14 protein-coding genes are annotated in these 16,149 nt (G+C 64.7%); 5 read left to right on the top strand and 9 right to left on the bottom strand.

The features are described from left to right. Positions 1-7: 7 nt before the first annotated feature. The 6 genes from VFG17_RS08680 to VFG17_RS08655 form a co-directional block, all read right to left on the bottom strand. On the bottom strand, positions 8-2,854 hold the full coding sequence (locus VFG17_RS08680; RefSeq protein WP_325029057.1) for a TonB-dependent receptor: 2,847 nt from the start codon (positions 2,852-2,854) through the stop codon (positions 8-10). Between the two features lie 196 nt (positions 2,855-3,050). Continuing rightward, positions 3,051-4,829, bottom strand: coding sequence for a heparinase II/III family protein (locus VFG17_RS08675; protein WP_325029056.1), 1,779 nt, complete (start codon positions 4,827-4,829; stop codon positions 3,051-3,053). 3 nt (positions 4,830-4,832) lie between these two features. Beyond that, a complete protein-coding gene (gene rpe, locus VFG17_RS08670; RefSeq protein WP_325029055.1) occupies positions 4,833-5,504 on the bottom strand; it encodes a ribulose-phosphate 3-epimerase in 672 nt (223 codons plus the stop codon). Between the two features lie 59 nt (positions 5,505-5,563). Continuing rightward, the gene (locus VFG17_RS08665; RefSeq protein ID WP_325029054.1) at positions 5,564-5,833 is read right to left on the bottom strand and encodes a hypothetical protein; all 270 of its coding nucleotides are present in this window, start codon (positions 5,831-5,833) and stop codon (positions 5,564-5,566) included. A gap of 1 nt (position 5,834) precedes the next feature. Continuing rightward, positions 5,835-6,038 carry a toxin-antitoxin system HicB family antitoxin gene (locus VFG17_RS08660; RefSeq protein WP_325029053.1) on the bottom strand — a complete coding sequence of 68 codons (204 nt, stop codon included), beginning with the start codon at positions 6,036-6,038 and terminating at the stop codon, positions 5,835-5,837. A gap of 9 nt (positions 6,039-6,047) precedes the next feature. Continuing rightward, positions 6,048-6,950 carry an SPFH domain-containing protein gene (locus VFG17_RS08655; protein WP_325029052.1) on the bottom strand — a complete coding sequence of 301 codons (903 nt, stop codon included), beginning with the start codon at positions 6,948-6,950 and terminating at the stop codon, positions 6,048-6,050. A gap of 264 nt (positions 6,951-7,214) precedes the next feature. On the opposite strand from VFG17_RS08655, the gene VFG17_RS08650 reads away from it, so the two are divergent. Beyond that, positions 7,215-7,979: a class I SAM-dependent methyltransferase gene (locus VFG17_RS08650; RefSeq protein WP_325029051.1), complete on the top strand. Its 765-nt coding sequence runs from the start codon at positions 7,215-7,217 to the stop codon at positions 7,977-7,979. Positions 7,980-8,031: 52 nt separating this feature from the next. Here VFG17_RS08650 and VFG17_RS08645 read toward each other — a convergent pair whose 3' ends face one another. Together VFG17_RS08645 and VFG17_RS08640 are read right to left on the bottom strand one after the other, a co-directional pair. Then, positions 8,032-10,227: a M3 family metallopeptidase gene (locus tag VFG17_RS08645; protein WP_325029050.1), complete on the bottom strand. Its 2,196-nt coding sequence runs from the start codon at positions 10,225-10,227 to the stop codon at positions 8,032-8,034. A gap of 86 nt (positions 10,228-10,313) precedes the next feature. After that, positions 10,314-11,183, bottom strand: coding sequence for an SMP-30/gluconolactonase/LRE family protein (locus VFG17_RS08640; protein ID WP_325029049.1), 870 nt, complete (start codon positions 11,181-11,183; stop codon positions 10,314-10,316). Between the two features lie 322 nt (positions 11,184-11,505). Between VFG17_RS08640 and VFG17_RS08635 the strand changes: the two genes are divergently transcribed. The 4 genes from VFG17_RS08635 to VFG17_RS08620 all read left to right on the top strand — a co-directional run bounded on the left by VFG17_RS08635 (position 11,506) and on the right by VFG17_RS08620 (position 15,278). Next, positions 11,506-12,660: an acyl-CoA dehydrogenase family protein gene (locus VFG17_RS08635; RefSeq protein WP_325029048.1), complete on the top strand. Its 1,155-nt coding sequence runs from the start codon at positions 11,506-11,508 to the stop codon at positions 12,658-12,660. Between the two features lie 114 nt (positions 12,661-12,774). Further along, positions 12,775-13,944: an acetyl-CoA C-acetyltransferase gene (locus VFG17_RS08630; protein ID WP_325029047.1), complete on the top strand. Its 1,170-nt coding sequence runs from the start codon at positions 12,775-12,777 to the stop codon at positions 13,942-13,944. A gap of 112 nt (positions 13,945-14,056) precedes the next feature. Next, positions 14,057-14,839 carry an SDR family NAD(P)-dependent oxidoreductase gene (locus VFG17_RS08625; protein ID WP_325029046.1) on the top strand — a complete coding sequence of 261 codons (783 nt, stop codon included), beginning with the start codon at positions 14,057-14,059 and terminating at the stop codon, positions 14,837-14,839. Between the two features lies 1 nt (position 14,840). After that, positions 14,841-15,278 (top strand): acyl-CoA thioesterase, encoded by a 438-nt coding sequence (locus VFG17_RS08620; protein ID WP_325029045.1) that lies wholly within the window; start codon positions 14,841-14,843, stop codon positions 15,276-15,278. A 166-nt stretch (positions 15,279-15,444) separates the two neighbouring features. Here VFG17_RS08620 and gmk read toward each other — a convergent pair whose 3' ends face one another. Beyond that, positions 15,445-16,107: a guanylate kinase gene (gene gmk / locus VFG17_RS08615; protein WP_325029044.1), complete on the bottom strand. Its 663-nt coding sequence runs from the start codon at positions 16,105-16,107 to the stop codon at positions 15,445-15,447. Between the last annotated feature and the right edge of the window lie 42 nt (positions 16,108-16,149).

Raw genomic sequence — 16,149 nt, 5'->3', positions numbered from 1 at the left:
TAACGCATCAGAATTTCACCCGCGCGCCGAACTTCATCGTCCATTTATACTGCTCGAACTGGAGCAGATTCTGGCGGGCGCCGACATTGTTATAGGCGTAATATTTCGCGTTGTTGATGTTTACCCACTCGTAAAATACCTGGACCTGCTCGGTCACCTGATATTTGGCCGACAGGTCGAGCTGGAAATGATTGTCGATGATCCGGTCTTCCGCGGCCGTATCGCCCAGCTCGTCGAGATATTTCGACCGATAGGTGCCGGCGAGGCGCAGCGAGACCGGGCCTTTTTCATAACCCAGCGCGGCGTTGAACGTATGTTTCGACGCGGCCGGAAGGTTGATCTTGCGCAGATCGGTGATGTCGCCGTCGGTCGGTACGGTGCCGGTCGCGTCGGTATAGGTGTAGTTTGCGTTCACGAGGAACCCGTCGAGCGGCGCCGGCAGGAAACGCAGGGCTTGCGTATAGCTCAGTTCAAGCCCCCAGATCTCGGCGCTGTCGCCGTTGATCGGGATCGTCGCCTCGTCGAACGGGATGCCATTATATTCGCCCGCGTCCTCGAGGTTGGTGTCGACGATGAAATTCTTGATGTCCTTGTAAAAGACGCCAGCCGACAGCGCGCCGTTGTTCGGCAGATAATATTCGACCCCCGCGTCGAAATTCCACGCTTGATAAGGCTTGAGGTCGGGGTTGCCGAATTCGCCCTCGCGCTCATTGTCGTCATTCTGTTCGATGGTGAAGCGCGGCGCCAGCTTCGACAGCTTGGGCCGGACGAGGCTCTTCGACGCCGCAGCGCGCAGCACGAGGTTCTGCTGCGGTTCCCAGCGGATGGTCAGGCTGGGCAACCAGTCGCCATAGCTGCGCTTGAACTGGTTGGGCACGCTGATGACGGTATCGTCGTCGGCCTCCGACCCATCGGGCAACTCGCCGCCTTCCTCGACCAACGTCACCGTGTTGGCGCGGATGTCGTTCTTCGTGTGCTCATAGCGAACGCCGCCGATCACACGCAGCGTGTCGCTGTCCCACCGGCCGAGCAGATAGCCGGCTGCCACATCCTCGCTCACCGAATAATCCTCGACCGACGAATCGAACAGCGAGTCGAGTTCGTTCAGTTCGAAATCGTCGCGGTTGGCGTTGAAGAACTGGCGCGCGCCGCGCTTGTCCAGCACCGGCGAGATATCGGTGATGCGATAGGTCTGGTCGCCGACCAGGTCGGCCATATTCAGCCCGTCCATTTCCCAATAGCGGGTTTCGAGATTATAGCTCTTGTCGCGCCAGCGGCCCTTGGCGCCCGCCTGGACGGTGAAGGTGCCGTTGCTCATCGCGAATTCGCGGGCGAGGTCGAGCTTGGCGCCCCATTCCTCGTCGCGCGAGTCGGAGAGATCGGTGACCTGTATGCTATCAAGCTCGTAGGATCCCGGATTCGAGAAATTGGCGACCGCGTCGGCGTCGCCGCCGACGGTGTAGCGCGGCCGCCGCGGATCGGCGAAATCGAGCCCGAGCAGCAGGCCGTTGTCCTCGAAGCTCTGTTCGAAATTCGCGGGGTCGATCGATCCGTTCTCGCGCTCGGTCGACTTGGCGTAGCTGACCGAATATTTCGCGTGCCAGCCGTCGCTGTCGGTCTCGCCGCCCAGCGTGATGCTGCGGATACGCTGGCGCTCGAAACGGTCCTTCAGTGAACGCTGAACCTGAAGCTCTCCGTCGGCGTCGCTATAGACGAGATCGGCACCGCTGCCCGTGACTTCGCCCGCATCCTCGAGCTTGAGGCTTGTTTCGCGGCGATATTCCTGATCGTCGAACTGGCTGTAGATGCCGCGGGCGTAGAGCTTGGTCGATGATCCCAGGCGAAAGTCGAAGTTCAGGTTCGCCGACAGGCGCTTCCGCTCGACGTCATAGTCGCGATAATTGACTTCTTCGGTCGTGATCTGGCCGTCGTCGTTCACATTCCAGCCGTCCGACTCGACATTGTCAGTCTCGAACTTGCGTTGATAGTAGGAGATGCCGCCCGACACGCCGAAACTGTCCGAAACGCGCTGCGCGAAATCGATGCTGCCCTTGGGCGTCAGCTTTTCCGAATAATCATTATAGCTGCCCTCGACCTTCGCGGTGAGCAGGTTCTTGCGGCGCTCGAAGGCGCTCGTCGTGTGGATTTCGATCGACGCGCCGATCGTGTCGGCGTCCATGTCAGGGGTCAGCGACTTCTTGACCTCGATCGATTCGATGCTGTCGCTCGAAATCACGTCGAGCGCGACCGAGCGGACGTCGCTTTCGGGGGCGGGCAGGCGTACGCCGTTGACCGAGGTCGCGTTGAGTTCGGGGTCGAGCCCGCGGACCGAGACGAAGCGGCCTTCGCCCTGATCATTGAGGATGTTCACACCGGGCAGACGGCGCAGCGCTTCGGCGACATTCTGGTCGGGGAACTGGCCCACCGCGTCTCGGGTCAGCACGCTTTCGACGCCGTCGGCGGCTTTCTGCCGCGACAGCGCGCTCGCCTGGTTCGCCGACTGGCCGAGGACGAGGATCGATCCGTCGGTGCCGAGGACGATCTTCGCCGTGGCGTTGCCCGACTCGGGAACCTCGACGGTGATCGTCCGCGTTTCGGCGCCCACGTAAGTCGCCTCGATCGTATAGGTGCCCGCTGGGATGTTACTGAAGCGGAAGCTCCCGTCGCGGTCGGCTTCGGCGACGCGGCCCAGTTCGACGATGCGCAGCTGCGCGCCCTGCAGCGCGCGAGTGTCGGTGGCGTCGGTCACGCTGCCGGTGACGTCCCCGGCGAAGGCGGGAGCGGGAAGCGCGGCGGCGAGCGAGAGGCAGGTGCCGAGCAGGATGCGCGAACGGACGGTGCGAAGCTTGTGCATGGAGATCCCCCGAAGAGTGAGAAGATCGCCGGTTCCTTTTGGCTCCCGGCGAGTCGAGGGCGCCACTGACAGGGCTCTATGACCGCTGTGTTACACGGGTGTCACACTGTTGAAACACAAGGAGGCCGGTAATGCCAAGTGCAGGAGAATGCGCCGGAAATTGCCTTCGCAAAATTTCCGGCGGCGCGGATCGCCGTCAGCCGATATGCTTGAAGATCCATCCCACGCTGACGCCGCCCGCCGGCGCATTGCCGGTGACGACGAGCTGTTCGGTCGGGTGCGGGCGGCCCTCGCCGTCGACCCACAGGCTCTGCTCGATATCGAGCGTGCCTTCGGAGGTGCGGAATTGCCAGAGCGGCCCGCCGCCCACGCGCAGCAGTGCGCCCAGCTTGTCGGCGGTCAGGCTCGCCGAAATATTGCGCCCGAGGTGAAAGCGCATCGTGAAGCCCTTGTCGCCCTTGCGCCGCGTGCGCGGGGCGGGGAGCAGCATGTCTTCGCCGCGCAGCTCGCGCCCGTTGGGCGAGAGGATCAGCAGGCGGCGGTGGATCAGCCCGTGGCGCCGCGCATAGCCGTCGTGGCTCATCTCGACTCGACTGCCCTGCGGCGTCTCGCGCCGGTCGAGCTCGACCTCGGTCACCCCCTTGCCGAGCGAGCCATTGGCGAGGATCGCGGTCGAATTGCTGTCGCCCAGCGTCAGCGTCGAATGCGCCGCGGTGGTGCGGAGGCCGCGCGCGAGGTCGGCGGGGATCGTCGCGCCGGTCAGCGCCGCGCCGCCGCAATTGACGACGATGCGCTCGTCGCCGTCGCTGAGCTCGAAGGCGAGCGTCGAGGCGCAGCCCGCCTCGGTGACGCGGGCGATCGGCGGCGGCGCCGCGTCGGCGAGCAGCACGACCTTGTTCGCGACGAGCCGCTGATAGCCCCAGTCGCGCGCCTGCTTGAGCGGGCGCGTGCGCACGCCGCTGGCATTGACGATGGCCTGCACAGTGGCGGCGGAGGTCGCGCCGCTGCCCTGCCAGCTGCCCATGCCGCCATCGCTGTGGACGAGGCCGAGCAGCGCGGGAACCGCGCGTGCGAGCACTTCCTGGACGAAGGGCGGCACTTCGATGCGGCGCATGTCATATATCTTCGCGAGCATCGACAGCGCCATGATCGCGTCGAGCTGCGCCTGCGGCGAGCGCGAGATATTGCCGCCGTCGGCGTAGAAGCTCGTTTCGAGCACCTTGCGCAGCCCCGCCTCGCCGAACACCTGCCGCGGCTCGCCGCCGGGCATCAGCAGCGACGCGGCGACGATGCCGACCCACGCGACCATCTGCCCCGTGCCCGGCCGCGTCTTGTCGGCGACGCGGTCGAGATGGCGCGCCGCGCGCGCGAGATGGTTGAGCACCGCCGAGCGATAGACAAGGTCGCTCGACGACAGGATCAACGGCGCGTGTGCGGCCCAGAACAGGATGCGCCACGCGGTGTTGTCGGCCTTCCACGCGGGCTCGCTCACCGTCTCGCCATGCGTGCCGAGCCAGTGGCGCACGACGGCTTCGGCGATCGGGACGCCGTCGGCGCGCGTGCCCGTCGCGGCCAGATCGCGCAGCCAGGCGAAGCTGTGGAGATAGTCGGCGAAGGTCGGCGCGACATTGAGCGCCGCGAAATCGAGCTCGCCGAGCGGCAGTTTCAGCCCGCGGTGCAGGAAATGCCCGGCGCGGATCGCGGTGCCCGCACGCGTGTCGCCCGGCACCGGATCGGCGGGCACGCCGAGCAGCTTGAGCGGAAAACGTCCCTTCAGCCGGAAGGCATGCAGCGGCGTGCGCCAGGTCAGCCGCGTGATCGCATTGGCGACGCGGTCGCCGAGCGACAGGCCCTTGTCGGCGGGCAGGCGGATCAGCCGCTTGCCGGGCTCGATCGTGTCGTCGAGCGGCGCGGCGTCGGCACCGGATTCGAGCGGCGGGTCGGCGGGGGCGGTGGTCAGCGGTCTCCCCTCCATCGATCAGGCTCCGCGCAGGCGCCGGATATTGTCGGCGTAAGCGTCGGGCCCGCCCTTGAAGGTCGCGGTGCCCGCGACGAGCACATCGGCGCCCGCGTCGATCGCGAGCGGCGCGGTGCCCGCATCGATGCCGCCGTCGACTTCGAGCCGGATGTCGCGGCCCGAATTCTCGATCATCTTTTTGACCGCCTCGATCTTCCTGAGCTGGCTCGAAATGAAGCTCTGCCCGCCGAAGCCCGGATTGACGCTCATGATCAGGACGAGGTCGATGTCGTCGATCAGATAGTCGAGCATCTTCGCCGGAGTCCCAGGATTGAGCGACACACCCGCCTGCTTGCCGAGCGACTTGATGTGCTGGACGGTGCGGTGGATGTGCGGCCCCGCTTCGGGATGCACGGTGATGATGTCGGCGCCCGCCGCGGCGAAGGCGTCGAGGAAATGATCGACGGGGCTGATCATCAAATGAACGTCGAAGGGCAGCGCCGAATGCGGGCGCAGCGCCTTCACGACCATCGGCCCGATCGTCAGGTTGGGGACGTAATGGCCGTCCATCACGTCGATATGGACCCAGTCGGCCCCCGCCGTTTCGATCGCGCGCACTTCTTCGCCGAGCTTCGCGAAATCGGCGCTCAGGATCGACGGGGCGATACGGACGGGGGTGGTGGAGCCGGTCATGGACCGGCCTTAACCATCTAGCGAGTCGGGAGCAAGCGGGCCCGAGGCGCTATCGACAGCTATCCCCAAGAAAAGTGGCGCCGCGCCTCTCGCCAGCGCCAGCCGCCTTCGGTGCGGGCGCGATAGATCGGCATGGGAGCGAGCGCCGCGAGCAGGATCGCGATCGTCATCAGCACCGGCCGCTCGCGGAACAGTACCGCCAGCCCCGCGATCAGCGCGATATGGAGTGCGAGAAAGAGCCAGCCCTGCCAGGCGATCGGCAGCCCGGTGCCATAGCCATGAGTTTTGGCGCGGAACCAGGGGCGCTTGTCGAGCAAAAGATGCAGCATGTCAGGTCCCTTCCTTGGGCGGGCGGCCCCGTTTCGGGGCCTCCGATCGCTTGACGCTCACCCCGCGCCGTCCCAGCGCCTCGCGCAGCAATATCTCGATCTCGGCATTGGCGCTGCGCAATTCGGCGGCGGCCAGCCGCTCGACCGCGGCGTAGAGCGACGGGTCGAGACGGAGGGCAAAGGCTTTTTTGGCGGACGCGGGCATCGGAACAACTCAGTAGAGCGAACCGGTGTTGACGACGGGCTGGGTGTCGCGTTCGCCGCACAGCACCACCATCAGGTTCGACACCATCGCCGCCTTGCGTTCGTCGTCGAGGTCAACGACATTCTTCTCCGACAGGTGGGTGAGCGCCATTTCGACCATCGTCACTGCGCCCTCGACCAGCTTCTTGCGCGCCGCGATCACCGCTTCGGCCTGCTGGCGGCGGAGCATCGCGCCCGCGATTTCCTGCGCATAGGCAAGGTGGGTCAGCCCGCATTCGTCGACGGTGATGCCGGCGACCTCGAGCCGCTCGATCAACGCCTTCCTGAGTTCGACCCCGACCTCGTCATGATTGCCGCGCAGCGTGATTTCCTGATGCTCGATATCGTCATAGGGATAGCGCGAGCCGATCGCGCGCACCGCCGCCTCGATCTGCGCCATCACGAATTCCTTGTAATCGTCGACGTCGAACAATGCCTGCGCGGTGTCGGTGACGCGCCACACGACCTGCGCCGCCATCTCGATCGGGTTGCCGCGCAGGTCGTTGACCTTGATCTTGTCCGAAATCACGTTGTTCGCGCGCACCGCGATCTTCTTGCGCGTCAGCCAGGGCAGCACCCAACGCAGTCCTTCCTGGCGATCGGTGCCCTTATAGGCGCCGAACAGCTGGATCGCGGCGGCTTCGTTGGGATTGATCAGGTAAAAGCCGCAAAGGATCAGCGTGCCGACGATGCCCGCGCCCACCACCAGCGCCCATTTCCACCCGACCATGACCTCCGAATTGGCGTTGCTGATCCCCGCCCAGGCGGCCAACCCGAGCAGCGCCAACCAGATGAACAGCATCAGATAGCCGCTCTGCGTATTCGCACGTGCCTCGCGACTGCGGTTCAGTGCGGGCGTCCCTGTTTCGACCATGTTTCCCTCCGAATCACTCGATATAATGATGATATCATATTTATATCGAATCGTGCGGAGGTCAATCGGGATTCGAGCCAGCAGACGCGCACGCAGGTTTTCGCGGGGCAAGCTGGCGCAATGGCCGAAGTCGGGTTCGATCGTGTCTAGACTGGGGTGTGTGACAATCGGTGTGGTTGTCCATGGCGGCTGCCTGCGGCAGCATCGAAACATATTCGAGTTCGGACTTCCAACACGGACGCGCTCGCGTGCGAAGGAGGACAGATGATCCAGGGCAAAAAACTGGTTCAATCCATGTTGGCACAGCGTGGCTACAGGATTGTAAAGTCGGACTCGGGCGTTCGGTATCGGCCGACGTCTGCCGACGCGCGCAACTCTGCCAGCTTGCTCCAGGAGATAGTTCCTGTGGTGCAGCACAACGCGCTGACCGGAGAATGGCCGACACCTGAATTTCTCGAGAACTACTTCGATGCAGGCCGTCTTGCGATGGCGCGCCTTCTGCTTGATCAATGCGATGCCGAAGACGTCGAAATCGCGGGCAGGCGCGTTCTGGACATCGGGTGCCACGCGGGCAGCCTCCTGCGCCTCATGCACGCAAGATACCCGGGAAGCTCGCTCTTCGGATGCGACATCAGCGACGTGAAACTCGCGATGGCCAAGCGGGCCTGTCCCGACGCCGAACTATTCTTCAGCGCGCTCTCGGATATTCCCCGGTCATCGCGTTACGACGTGGTGTTTCTGATGGAAGTGCTCGAACATACGGTCGATCCCGAGGCGGTTGTCCGGCGTCTGCTGGATATTGTGTCCGCTTCCGGTACGCTCGTGTTGACGGTTCCCGATGGGCGGAGAGATCAGTTTCCCGCCAAGGAATATCACGCGGAGTTCGATTCCTACGCGGGCCACATCAACTTCTGGAGCCCGGAGAGCTGGCACTATTTCCTTACGCGGATCGCTCCCGAGCGGAAACTTCGTACAGGAACGCTGTCAACCGGACATTTGTTCGCAACGCTCGGCATGAAAGCGACCTGAGATAAACAAAGGGGGCGAAATCGCCCCCTTTGCCGCGTTGATGTCGTTCGCCTCACTCGGTCGGAAAACCGCGCTTCGCGAGCAGTGCCTTCACATCGGGGTCGCGGCCGCGGAAGGCGCGATAGGCCTCGGCGCGGTCGGTCTCGTTGCCCGTCATCAGCAGGATGGTGCGGAACTTGTCGGCCACGCTGCGGTCCCACGGACCGCCCGCTTCGGTGAACGCCGCCCAGGTGTCGGCGTCCATCGTTTCCGACCAGAGGTAGCTGTAATAGCCCGCCGAATAGGCGTCCGAGCTGAACAGATGCCCGAACTGCGGCAGGCGGTGCCGCATGACGATTTCATTCGGCATGCCGATCTCGGCAAGCGTCTCGCGCTCGAACTTGTCGACGTCAGCCGGCGGCGTCTTGCGGTCGTGCAGCTTCATGTCGACGATCGCGCTCGCCAGATATTCGACCGTGGTGAACCCCTGGTTGAACTTGTCGGAGGCGAGGATCTTGTCGACCAGCGCCTGCGGCATCGGCTCGCCCGTCTTATAGTGCGTCGCATATTTCGACAGCACTTCGGGGGTCATCAGCCAATTCTCGTTCACCTGGCTCGGATATTCGACGAAGTCGCGCGGCACCCCGGCGAGCGCAGGATAGGTGACCTGCTGCAGCAGATAATGGATGCCGTGGCCGAATTCGTGGAACAAAGTCTGCGCATCGTCGAGGCTGATCAGCGTCGGCTCGCCCTTCGCCGCTTCGGTGAAATTATTGTTGTTCGACGCGAGGACGTTGCGCTCGCCGCCCAGCGTTTGCTGGCTGCGATAGGTCGTCATCCACGCGCCCGAGCGTTTGCCGTCGCGCGCGAAATTGTCGAGGTAGAAGACCCCGACATTCTCGTTCGTCTTGAGGTTATAGACCTCGAAGGTGCGCACCTTGGGATCGAACACCGGGATCGTGCCGGTATTTTCCTTGAAGCCGAGGTCGTAAAGCTGCCCCGCCGCCCAGAACATGCCCTGGGTCAGCTTGTCGAGCTGGAGGTAAGGCTTCACTTCGCTTTCATCGAGGTCGTATTTCGCCTTGCGGACCTTCTCGGCGTAGAAGCGGTAATCCCACGGCTCGATGGTGATCTTCGGCGTCTTGTTCGCCTTCGCCTCGGCATCGGCGATCGCCTGCATGTCGGCGACCTCTTCCTTGACGCGCGCGACCGCGGCGGGCCAGACTTTCATCATCAGCCCCATCGCGGCTTCGGGGGTCTTCGCCATCGTGTCGGCCATGCGGTAATGCGCGTGGGTCGGGAAACCGAGCAATTCGGCGCGCTGCTGGCGCAGCTTCAATATCTCGGCGATCGTCGCATTGGTGTCGTTCGCGTCGCCATTGTCGCCGCGGTTCACGAACGCCTTATAGACTTTTTCGCGAAGTGCGCGGTTGGTGGCGTTCTGCAGCACCGGCTGCGCCGACGAGCGGGTGTTCTTGATCGCCCACTGGCCGGGCTTGCCATTGGCTTCGGCGGCGGCGGCGAGCGAAGCCACGAAGCCGGGTTCGAGGCCCGCGAGCTCGGCCTTATCGGTGACGAAGCTATAGAGCTTCTCGTCGCCGAGCAGCTTCGACGAGAAGGCCGAGAACAGACCTTCGAGCTTCGAGTTCATCTCGACCAGCTTTGTCTTGTCGGCGGGCGACAGGTTCGCGCCGTCGCGGACCATCTCGTCATAGCTGCGCTCGACGATGCGGATCTGCTGCGCGTCGAGCCCGCTCGAATTGCGCTTCTCGTAAACCGCCTTGTACCGCGCGAAGAGCTTGGGATCGAGGAACAGCTCGGTGTAGAATTTGGTGAGTTTGGGGCTCCATTCGGCGTCGATGTCCTCGACGCGGTCGCTCGACTTGTTCGACGTCTGCACGCCCCACATCGCGAAGATGCGCTCCATCGTGTCGCCCGCCAGCATCATCGGCACATGGGTGTTCTCAAAGGTCGGCGCTTCGGGATTGTCGATCACCGCCTGCACCTGCGCCTTGGTCTCGGCCATGCCCTTGGTGAAGGCGTCGGGGAACAGTTCGGGGTCGAGCTTGTCCCACGGCGGCACCCCTTCATAGGGGCCGGTCCAGGGCTGGAGCAGCGGGTTCGCGCCCGCGGGGGCGGGGGCCGGCGTGGCGGCGGCGGTCGGTTCGGCGGCGGTTGCGATGCTCATCTGGCTATAACCCGCCATCATCGCGGTGGATGCAAGCAGGATCGACAAAGGACGGACGAATGGCTGCGCGGTGCGCGGCATAAGCATATCTCCCCGGAGAATAAGGTTTCGGACGAAACCATGTCGAGGGCCGTCTTAACCGGAGATGACAGGGGGGTGCAAGGTGCCTAGGCGCCAAATTCCTGCTGAATCAGGCCGGGGACGTCGACGCCGAAGGTAAAGACGCCGCCCGCATGCGGCTGCGCCTTTCGCTCCTCGTCGGTCAGATTCTTGCCTGCGCTGGTGACGAAGGCGGTCTGGAGGTCGGGTCCGCCGAACGCGATCATCGTCGGGCGCTGCACCGGCAGCTCCACCGTCCGGATCAGCTCGCCCGCGGGTGAGAAGCGCACGACGCGCCAGCCGTCCCACAACGCTGACCAGTAACAGCCCTCGGCATCGACCGCGCCGCCGTCGGGCCGGCCGTTGCCGAACTCGAACTGGTGAAAGACGCGGCCGCCCGCCAGCGTGCCCGCCGCCGCATCGACGTCATAGGCGCGGATCGCGTGGCTCGGCGTGTCGGCGTGATAGAAGGTGCCGCCGTCGGGGCTGAACGCCGCGCCGTTGCTCGTCGTCAGCCCATGCAGGATTTCGGTCAGCGACCCGTCGGGGTCGAGGCGATAGAGCGTCGCGGCGGGGTTCGCCTTGTCGCTCGTCAGGCTGCCGACCCACAGGCGGCCGAGCGCATCGACGCGGCCGTCGTTGAAACGCTGCTCGGGCTTGTCGGCGAGCACCGCTGCGCCGAAGGGGCGCGGCGCCGCGCCCCAGCCGTCGATCAGCGCGCAGCCGTTTTCGAGCGCCGCGACCAGCCCGCCGCCCGCGCGCGGCGCGATGCACCCGACCTGCTCGGCCAGTTCCATGACCTCGTCGGCGCCGCTCGCGGGATCGGTGCGATGGATTTTGCGGCCGTCGATATCGACCCAGTAAAGGCGCGATTCGGCGGCGTGCCACACAGGCGATTCGCCGAGCAGCGCGCCGGCGTCGAGGAGCAATTCTACCATGCGCCGGGTCTTAGCGCGGGCGGCCCTGACTGCCCAGCGGCTGCAAACCTATTCGAAGAGATGCGAAACGGCGCCTCACCCCCTTCGTCACCCCGGACTTGATCCGGGGTCCATTTGCCGCGCCCGAAGGAATGGATCCCGGATCAAGCCTGTCCTGAGCCGGTCGAAGGGTCGGGATGACGATAAAAGGGCAGGGCGACGAAAGAGTCTCGTGCCGTAGCGTCTTTCTACTTGACGTGGACGTAAACGTAAGGTCTCTTGGCCGGGAAGATGCGGCCGACTCCCCGCTTGCGTTCGGCCGTCCTCAGGGAAAGGAAAACCAATGTCGCTCGATAGTCTCTCGCGCTCCGCCTATAATGACGACCATGAGGCGTTCCGCGCGACGGTGCGCCAGTTCCTCGAAAAGGAAGTCGCGCCGAACGCGGCGCAATGGGCCGAGGACAAGATCGTCCCCAAGTCGATCTGGCCGAAGGCGGGCGAGATCGGCATGCTGTGCCCGACGGTCCCCGAGGAATATGGCGGGCTCGGCCTCGACTTCGGCTATAATGCGATCGTCGACGAGGAAAGCGCCTATTACGGCCGCGCGACGACCGGCTTCTCGCTCCAGTCGGACATCGTCACCAGCTACATCGTCAAATATGGCAGCGAGGAGCAGAAGAAGCACTGGCTGCCCCGGATGGTGTCGGGCGAGACGATCACCGCGATCGCGATGACCGAACCGGGCACCGGCTCCGACCTTCAGGGGATGCGCACGACCGCCAAGAAGGATGGCAATCATTATGTCATCAACGGGTCGAAGACCTTCATCACCAACGGCCAGAACGCCGATCTGATCCTCGTCTGCGTCAAGACCGATACGGAGGTCGAGCCGGCGTGGAAGGGCGTGTCGATCGTGCTCGTCGAGGCCGACCGCGAGGGTTTCCAGCGCGGCCGCAACCTCGACAAGATCGGGCAGGACGAAGCCGACACGTCGGAGCTCTTCTTCAACGACGTCCGCGTGCCGATCACCAACTGCCTCGGCGAAGAGGGGCAGGGCTTCATCTATCTGATGAGCGAACTGCCGCAGGAACGCCTGTCGATCGCGGTCAGCGCGCAGGCCTCGGCGCAGCGCGCCTTCGACGACACGGTCGAATATACGCGCGAGCGCAAGGCGTTCGGCAAGCCGATCCTCGATTTCCAGAACAGCCGCTTCGTGCTCGCCGATTTGAAGGCCAAGCTACAGGTCGGCTGGGCGCACCTCGACTGGGCGCTCGCGCGCCACATGAAGAAGGAACTGACCCCCGAAGAGGGCGCGGCGGCAAAGCTCTGGCACACCGACCTCCAGTGGGAGGTGATGGACAAATGCCTCCAGCTGTTCGGCGGGTCGGGCTATATGAACGAATATCCGATCGCCCGCGCCTGGCGCGCCGCGCGCGTGACGCGCATCTTCGGCGGCACGAACGAGATCATGAAGGAACTGATCGGGCGGAAACTTTAAGCCCGTCGCCCCCGCGAAGGCGGGGGCCGCTGGCGTCCTGACCCGGCGTCGCCCGGCGCCTCCAACGGCCCCCGCCTTCGCGGGGGCGACGATTACCCAGAAAGGAATTCTCCCATGGCCACAGCCTATATCGTCGACGCCGTCCGCACTGCGGGCGGCAAGCGCGGCGGCCGCCTCGCGGGCGTCCACCCCGTCGACCTCGGCGCCGCGGTGTTCGACGCGATCGCCAACCGCAACGATTTCGACACCAAGGCGATCGACGACGTCATCACCGGCTGCGTCAGCCAAGGCGGCCAGCAGACGATGGACGTCGGCCGCAACGCGGTGCTCGCTTCGAAGCTCCCCGACTCGATCCCCGCCGTAACGATCGACCGCCAGTGCGGCTCGTCGCAGCAGGCGATCCAGTTCGCCGCGCAGGCGGTGATGTCGGGCACGCAGGACATCGTGCTCGCGAGCGGCATCGAAAGCATGACGCGCGTGCCGATGGGCAGCGTCGCGACCCTGTTCATGAAAGAGGGGCTCGGCCACTACAAGTCCGAGCGGCTCGAGGAAAAATATCCCGGCATCATGTTCAGCCAGTTCATGGGCGCCGAGATGATCGTCAAGAAGCACGGCCTCACCAAGGCCGATCTCGACGCCTATGCGCTTGAAAGCCACCGCCGCGGCGCCGCCGCGACCGAAGCGGGCCATTTCAAGCGCGAGATCGTCGGGGTCGAGATCGACACCCCCGAAGGCCGCGAAACGCACCTGATCGACGAAGGCATCCGCTTCGACGCGACGCTCGAAGGCATCGCCGGGGTCAAGCTGCTCCAGGAAGGCGGCGCGATCACCGCGGCGTCGGCCAGCCAGATCTGCGACGGCGCAAGCGCCGCGCTCGTCGTCTCCGAACAGGCCCTCAAGGACCACAATCTCACCCCGCGCGCGCGCATCCACCATATTTCGGTGACCGCGGGCGACCCGGTGATCATGCTCGAAGAACCTTTGTTCGCGACCGAACGCGCGCTCAAAAAAGCGGGCATGAAGATCGGCGACATCGACGCCTATGAGGTCAATGAGGCCTTCGCGCCCGTGCCGCTCGCCTGGCTCAAATATCTCGGCGCCGACCCTGCGCGGATCAACCAGCATGGCGGCGCGATCGCGCTCGGCCACCCGCTCGGCGCTTCGGGCACCAAGCTGATGGCGACTTTGCTCGGTGTGCTCGATGCGACCGGCGGCAAATATGGTCTCCAGACCATGTGCGAAGGCGGCGGCCAGGCCAACGTCACGATCATCGAGCGGCTGTAACAACATCCAGAAATCGGCGTCGCCCCCGCGAAGGCGGGGGCCGCCACCGGCCTTGCGCAAGGCTGCTTACGGCCCCCGCCTTCGCGGGGGCGACGAATAAGGGAGACAAATAATGAAACTCGATTCCACCGTATCCGCCGTCGTCACCGGCGGCGCCTCGGGCCTCGGCGCCGCGACCGCGCGCCTGCTCGCTTCGAAGGGCGTCAAGGTCGCGATCTTCGACCTGCAGGAAGAAAAGGGCAAGGCGATCGCGGCCGAACTCGGCGGCGTCTTCTGCGAATGCAACGTCACCGACGACGCGTCGGTCGACGCCGCCTTCGCCAAGGCGCGCGAAGCGCATGGGCAGGAACGCATCCTCGTCAACTGCGCGGGCACCGGCAACGCGATCAAGACCGCGAGCCGCAGCAAGGAAGACGGCAGCATCAAGCATTTCCCGCTCGATGCCTTCAACTGGATCATCCAGATCAACCTCGTCGGCACCTTCCGCTGCATCGCCAAGTCGGCGGCGGGCATGCTGACGCTCGACCCGATGGCGGACGGCGAGCGCGGCGCGATCGTCAACACCGCATCGGTCGCCGCCGAAGACGGCCAGATCGGTCAGGCGGCTTATTCAGCGTCGAAGGGCGGCGTCGTCGGCATGACGCTCCCGATCGCGCGCGATCTCGGTAACGAGAATATCCGCGTCAACACGATCCTGCCGGGCATTTTCGACACCCCGCTGCTCGCGGGCGCGCCGCAGAATGTCCGCGACGCGCTCGGTGCCTCGGTGCTCAACCCGAAGCGCCTCGGCAACCCCGACGAATATGCCAATCTCGCGCTCTGCATGATCGAGAACGGCTATTTCAACGGCGAGGACGTCCGCCTTGACGGCGGCATCCGCATGGCGCCGCGCTGATATGGCGAAACCGGAAAGCTGGCGGCTCGACGCCGCCAGCTACCCCGTCTGCATCGAACTGCAGACGCGCTTTCAGGACATGGACATCAACGGGCACCTCAACAATGTGGCCTTCGCCGCCTTGTTCGAAAGCGGCCGCGTCCTCCTCAACCGCGACGTGCGTCCGCTCGGCGAGCGCCCCTCGAACGAGCGCACGATGGTCGCCGCGGTCGAGATCAACTATCTGGCCGAGGGCAATTTCCCCGATCCCGTACAGATCGCGACCGGCATCGGCCGCCTCGGCACCTCGAGCTGGACGATCGTCCAGGCGATGTTTCAGAACGGCCGTGCCATTGCGACCTGCGATACGGTGGTGGTGTGCCGCACCGACGGGCAGGCGAAACCGCTGCGCGCGGCGATGGTGGCGGAACTCGAAGAGAAGCTGGCGAGGCCGGTTTAGCTAACCCTCATTTCGTCATCCCGGACTTGATCCGGGATCCACTCGCGCAACGCCGGAATGATGGATCCCGGATCAAGTCCGGGATGACGATGGAGAGGGGATGGAGCCGGCGCTTGGGGGCTAAAACAAACCATCGCTCCCCTTTCCTCGGGCGACGACCGACCTCCTAGAGCTTCTTGTCCGCATCGGGCACCGACCGGATCAAATCGCGCGCAAAGCCGATCAGCCCGATCTGCCGCCGCCGCTTGAGCCGCTCGGCGCGCAGGATCGCGCGGACCTCGTCGAAACAGCCTTCGACATTGTCGTTGATCAGCACATAATCATAGCCGTCCCAGTGGCTGATCTCGTTCGCCGCGCGTTCCATGCGCGCCGCGATCACCTCGTCGCTGTCGGTGTTGCGTGCGCGCAGCCGCCGTTCGAGCTCCTCCATCGTCGGCGGCAGCACGAAGACGCGCACGACGTCGGGGCCCGCTTCCTGATAGAGTTGCTGCGCGCCCTGCCAGTCGATGTCGAACAGCACATCCTTGCCCGCCTCGAGCAGTTCGTCGACGCGCGCGCGCGGGGTGCCGTAACGATGGCCGAAGACATGCGCCCATTCGAGAAATTCGCCGTCGGCCGCCATCTTCTTGAAGGTTTCGACATCGACGAAATGATAATGGACCCCGTCGATCTCGCCGGGGCGCGGCGGGCGCGTCGTTGCGGAGATCGACAGCGCGATATCCTTGTCGGCCTCGAGCATCATGCGCGAGATGGTGGTCTTGCCCGCGCCCGAGGGCGAAGAGAGGACGAACAACACGCCGCGGCGGTTCAGGTGGACGCTTTCAGCCATGGGCGCTAATTGCGCGAGACACGGGCGCGGTCAAGCGGGAAG

The sequence above is a fragment of the Sphingopyxis sp. genome (assembly GCF_035686825.1).
Classification (GTDB): domain Bacteria; phylum Pseudomonadota; class Alphaproteobacteria; order Sphingomonadales; family Sphingomonadaceae; genus Sphingopyxis.
This window is presented reverse-complemented; position numbering and strand designations above follow the sequence as displayed.

Coding starts and splice junctions, on each gene's coding strand:
- VFG17_RS08680 (WP_325029057.1), bottom strand. CDS start 2,854: ATGCACAAGCTTCGCACCGTCCGTTCGCGCATCCTGCTCGGCACCTGC.
- VFG17_RS08665 (WP_325029054.1), bottom strand. CDS start 5,833: ATGCTGCATCTTTTGCTCGACAAGCGCCCCTGGTTCCGCGCCAAAACT.
- VFG17_RS08640 (WP_325029049.1), bottom strand. CDS start 11,183: ATGGTAGAATTGCTCCTCGACGCCGGCGCGCTGCTCGGCGAATCGCCT.
- VFG17_RS08675 (WP_325029056.1), bottom strand. CDS start 4,829: ATGGAGGGGAGACCGCTGACCACCGCCCCCGCCGACCCGCCGCTCGAA.
- VFG17_RS08625 (WP_325029046.1), top strand. CDS start 14,057: ATGAAACTCGATTCCACCGTATCCGCCGTCGTCACCGGCGGCGCCTCG.
- VFG17_RS08635 (WP_325029048.1), top strand. CDS start 11,506: ATGTCGCTCGATAGTCTCTCGCGCTCCGCCTATAATGACGACCATGAG.
- gmk (WP_325029044.1), bottom strand. CDS start 16,107: ATGGCTGAAAGCGTCCACCTGAACCGCCGCGGCGTGTTGTTCGTCCTC.
- rpe (WP_325029055.1), bottom strand. CDS start 5,504: ATGACCGGCTCCACCACCCCCGTCCGTATCGCCCCGTCGATCCTGAGC.
- VFG17_RS08655 (WP_325029052.1), bottom strand. CDS start 6,950: ATGGTCGAAACAGGGACGCCCGCACTGAACCGCAGTCGCGAGGCACGT.
- VFG17_RS08645 (WP_325029050.1), bottom strand. CDS start 10,227: ATGCCGCGCACCGCGCAGCCATTCGTCCGTCCTTTGTCGATCCTGCTT.
- VFG17_RS08650 (WP_325029051.1), top strand. CDS start 7,215: ATGATCCAGGGCAAAAAACTGGTTCAATCCATGTTGGCACAGCGTGGC.
- VFG17_RS08660 (WP_325029053.1), bottom strand. CDS start 6,038: ATGCCCGCGTCCGCCAAAAAAGCCTTTGCCCTCCGTCTCGACCCGTCG.
- VFG17_RS08620 (WP_325029045.1), top strand. CDS start 14,841: ATGGCGAAACCGGAAAGCTGGCGGCTCGACGCCGCCAGCTACCCCGTC.
- VFG17_RS08630 (WP_325029047.1), top strand. CDS start 12,775: ATGGCCACAGCCTATATCGTCGACGCCGTCCGCACTGCGGGCGGCAAG.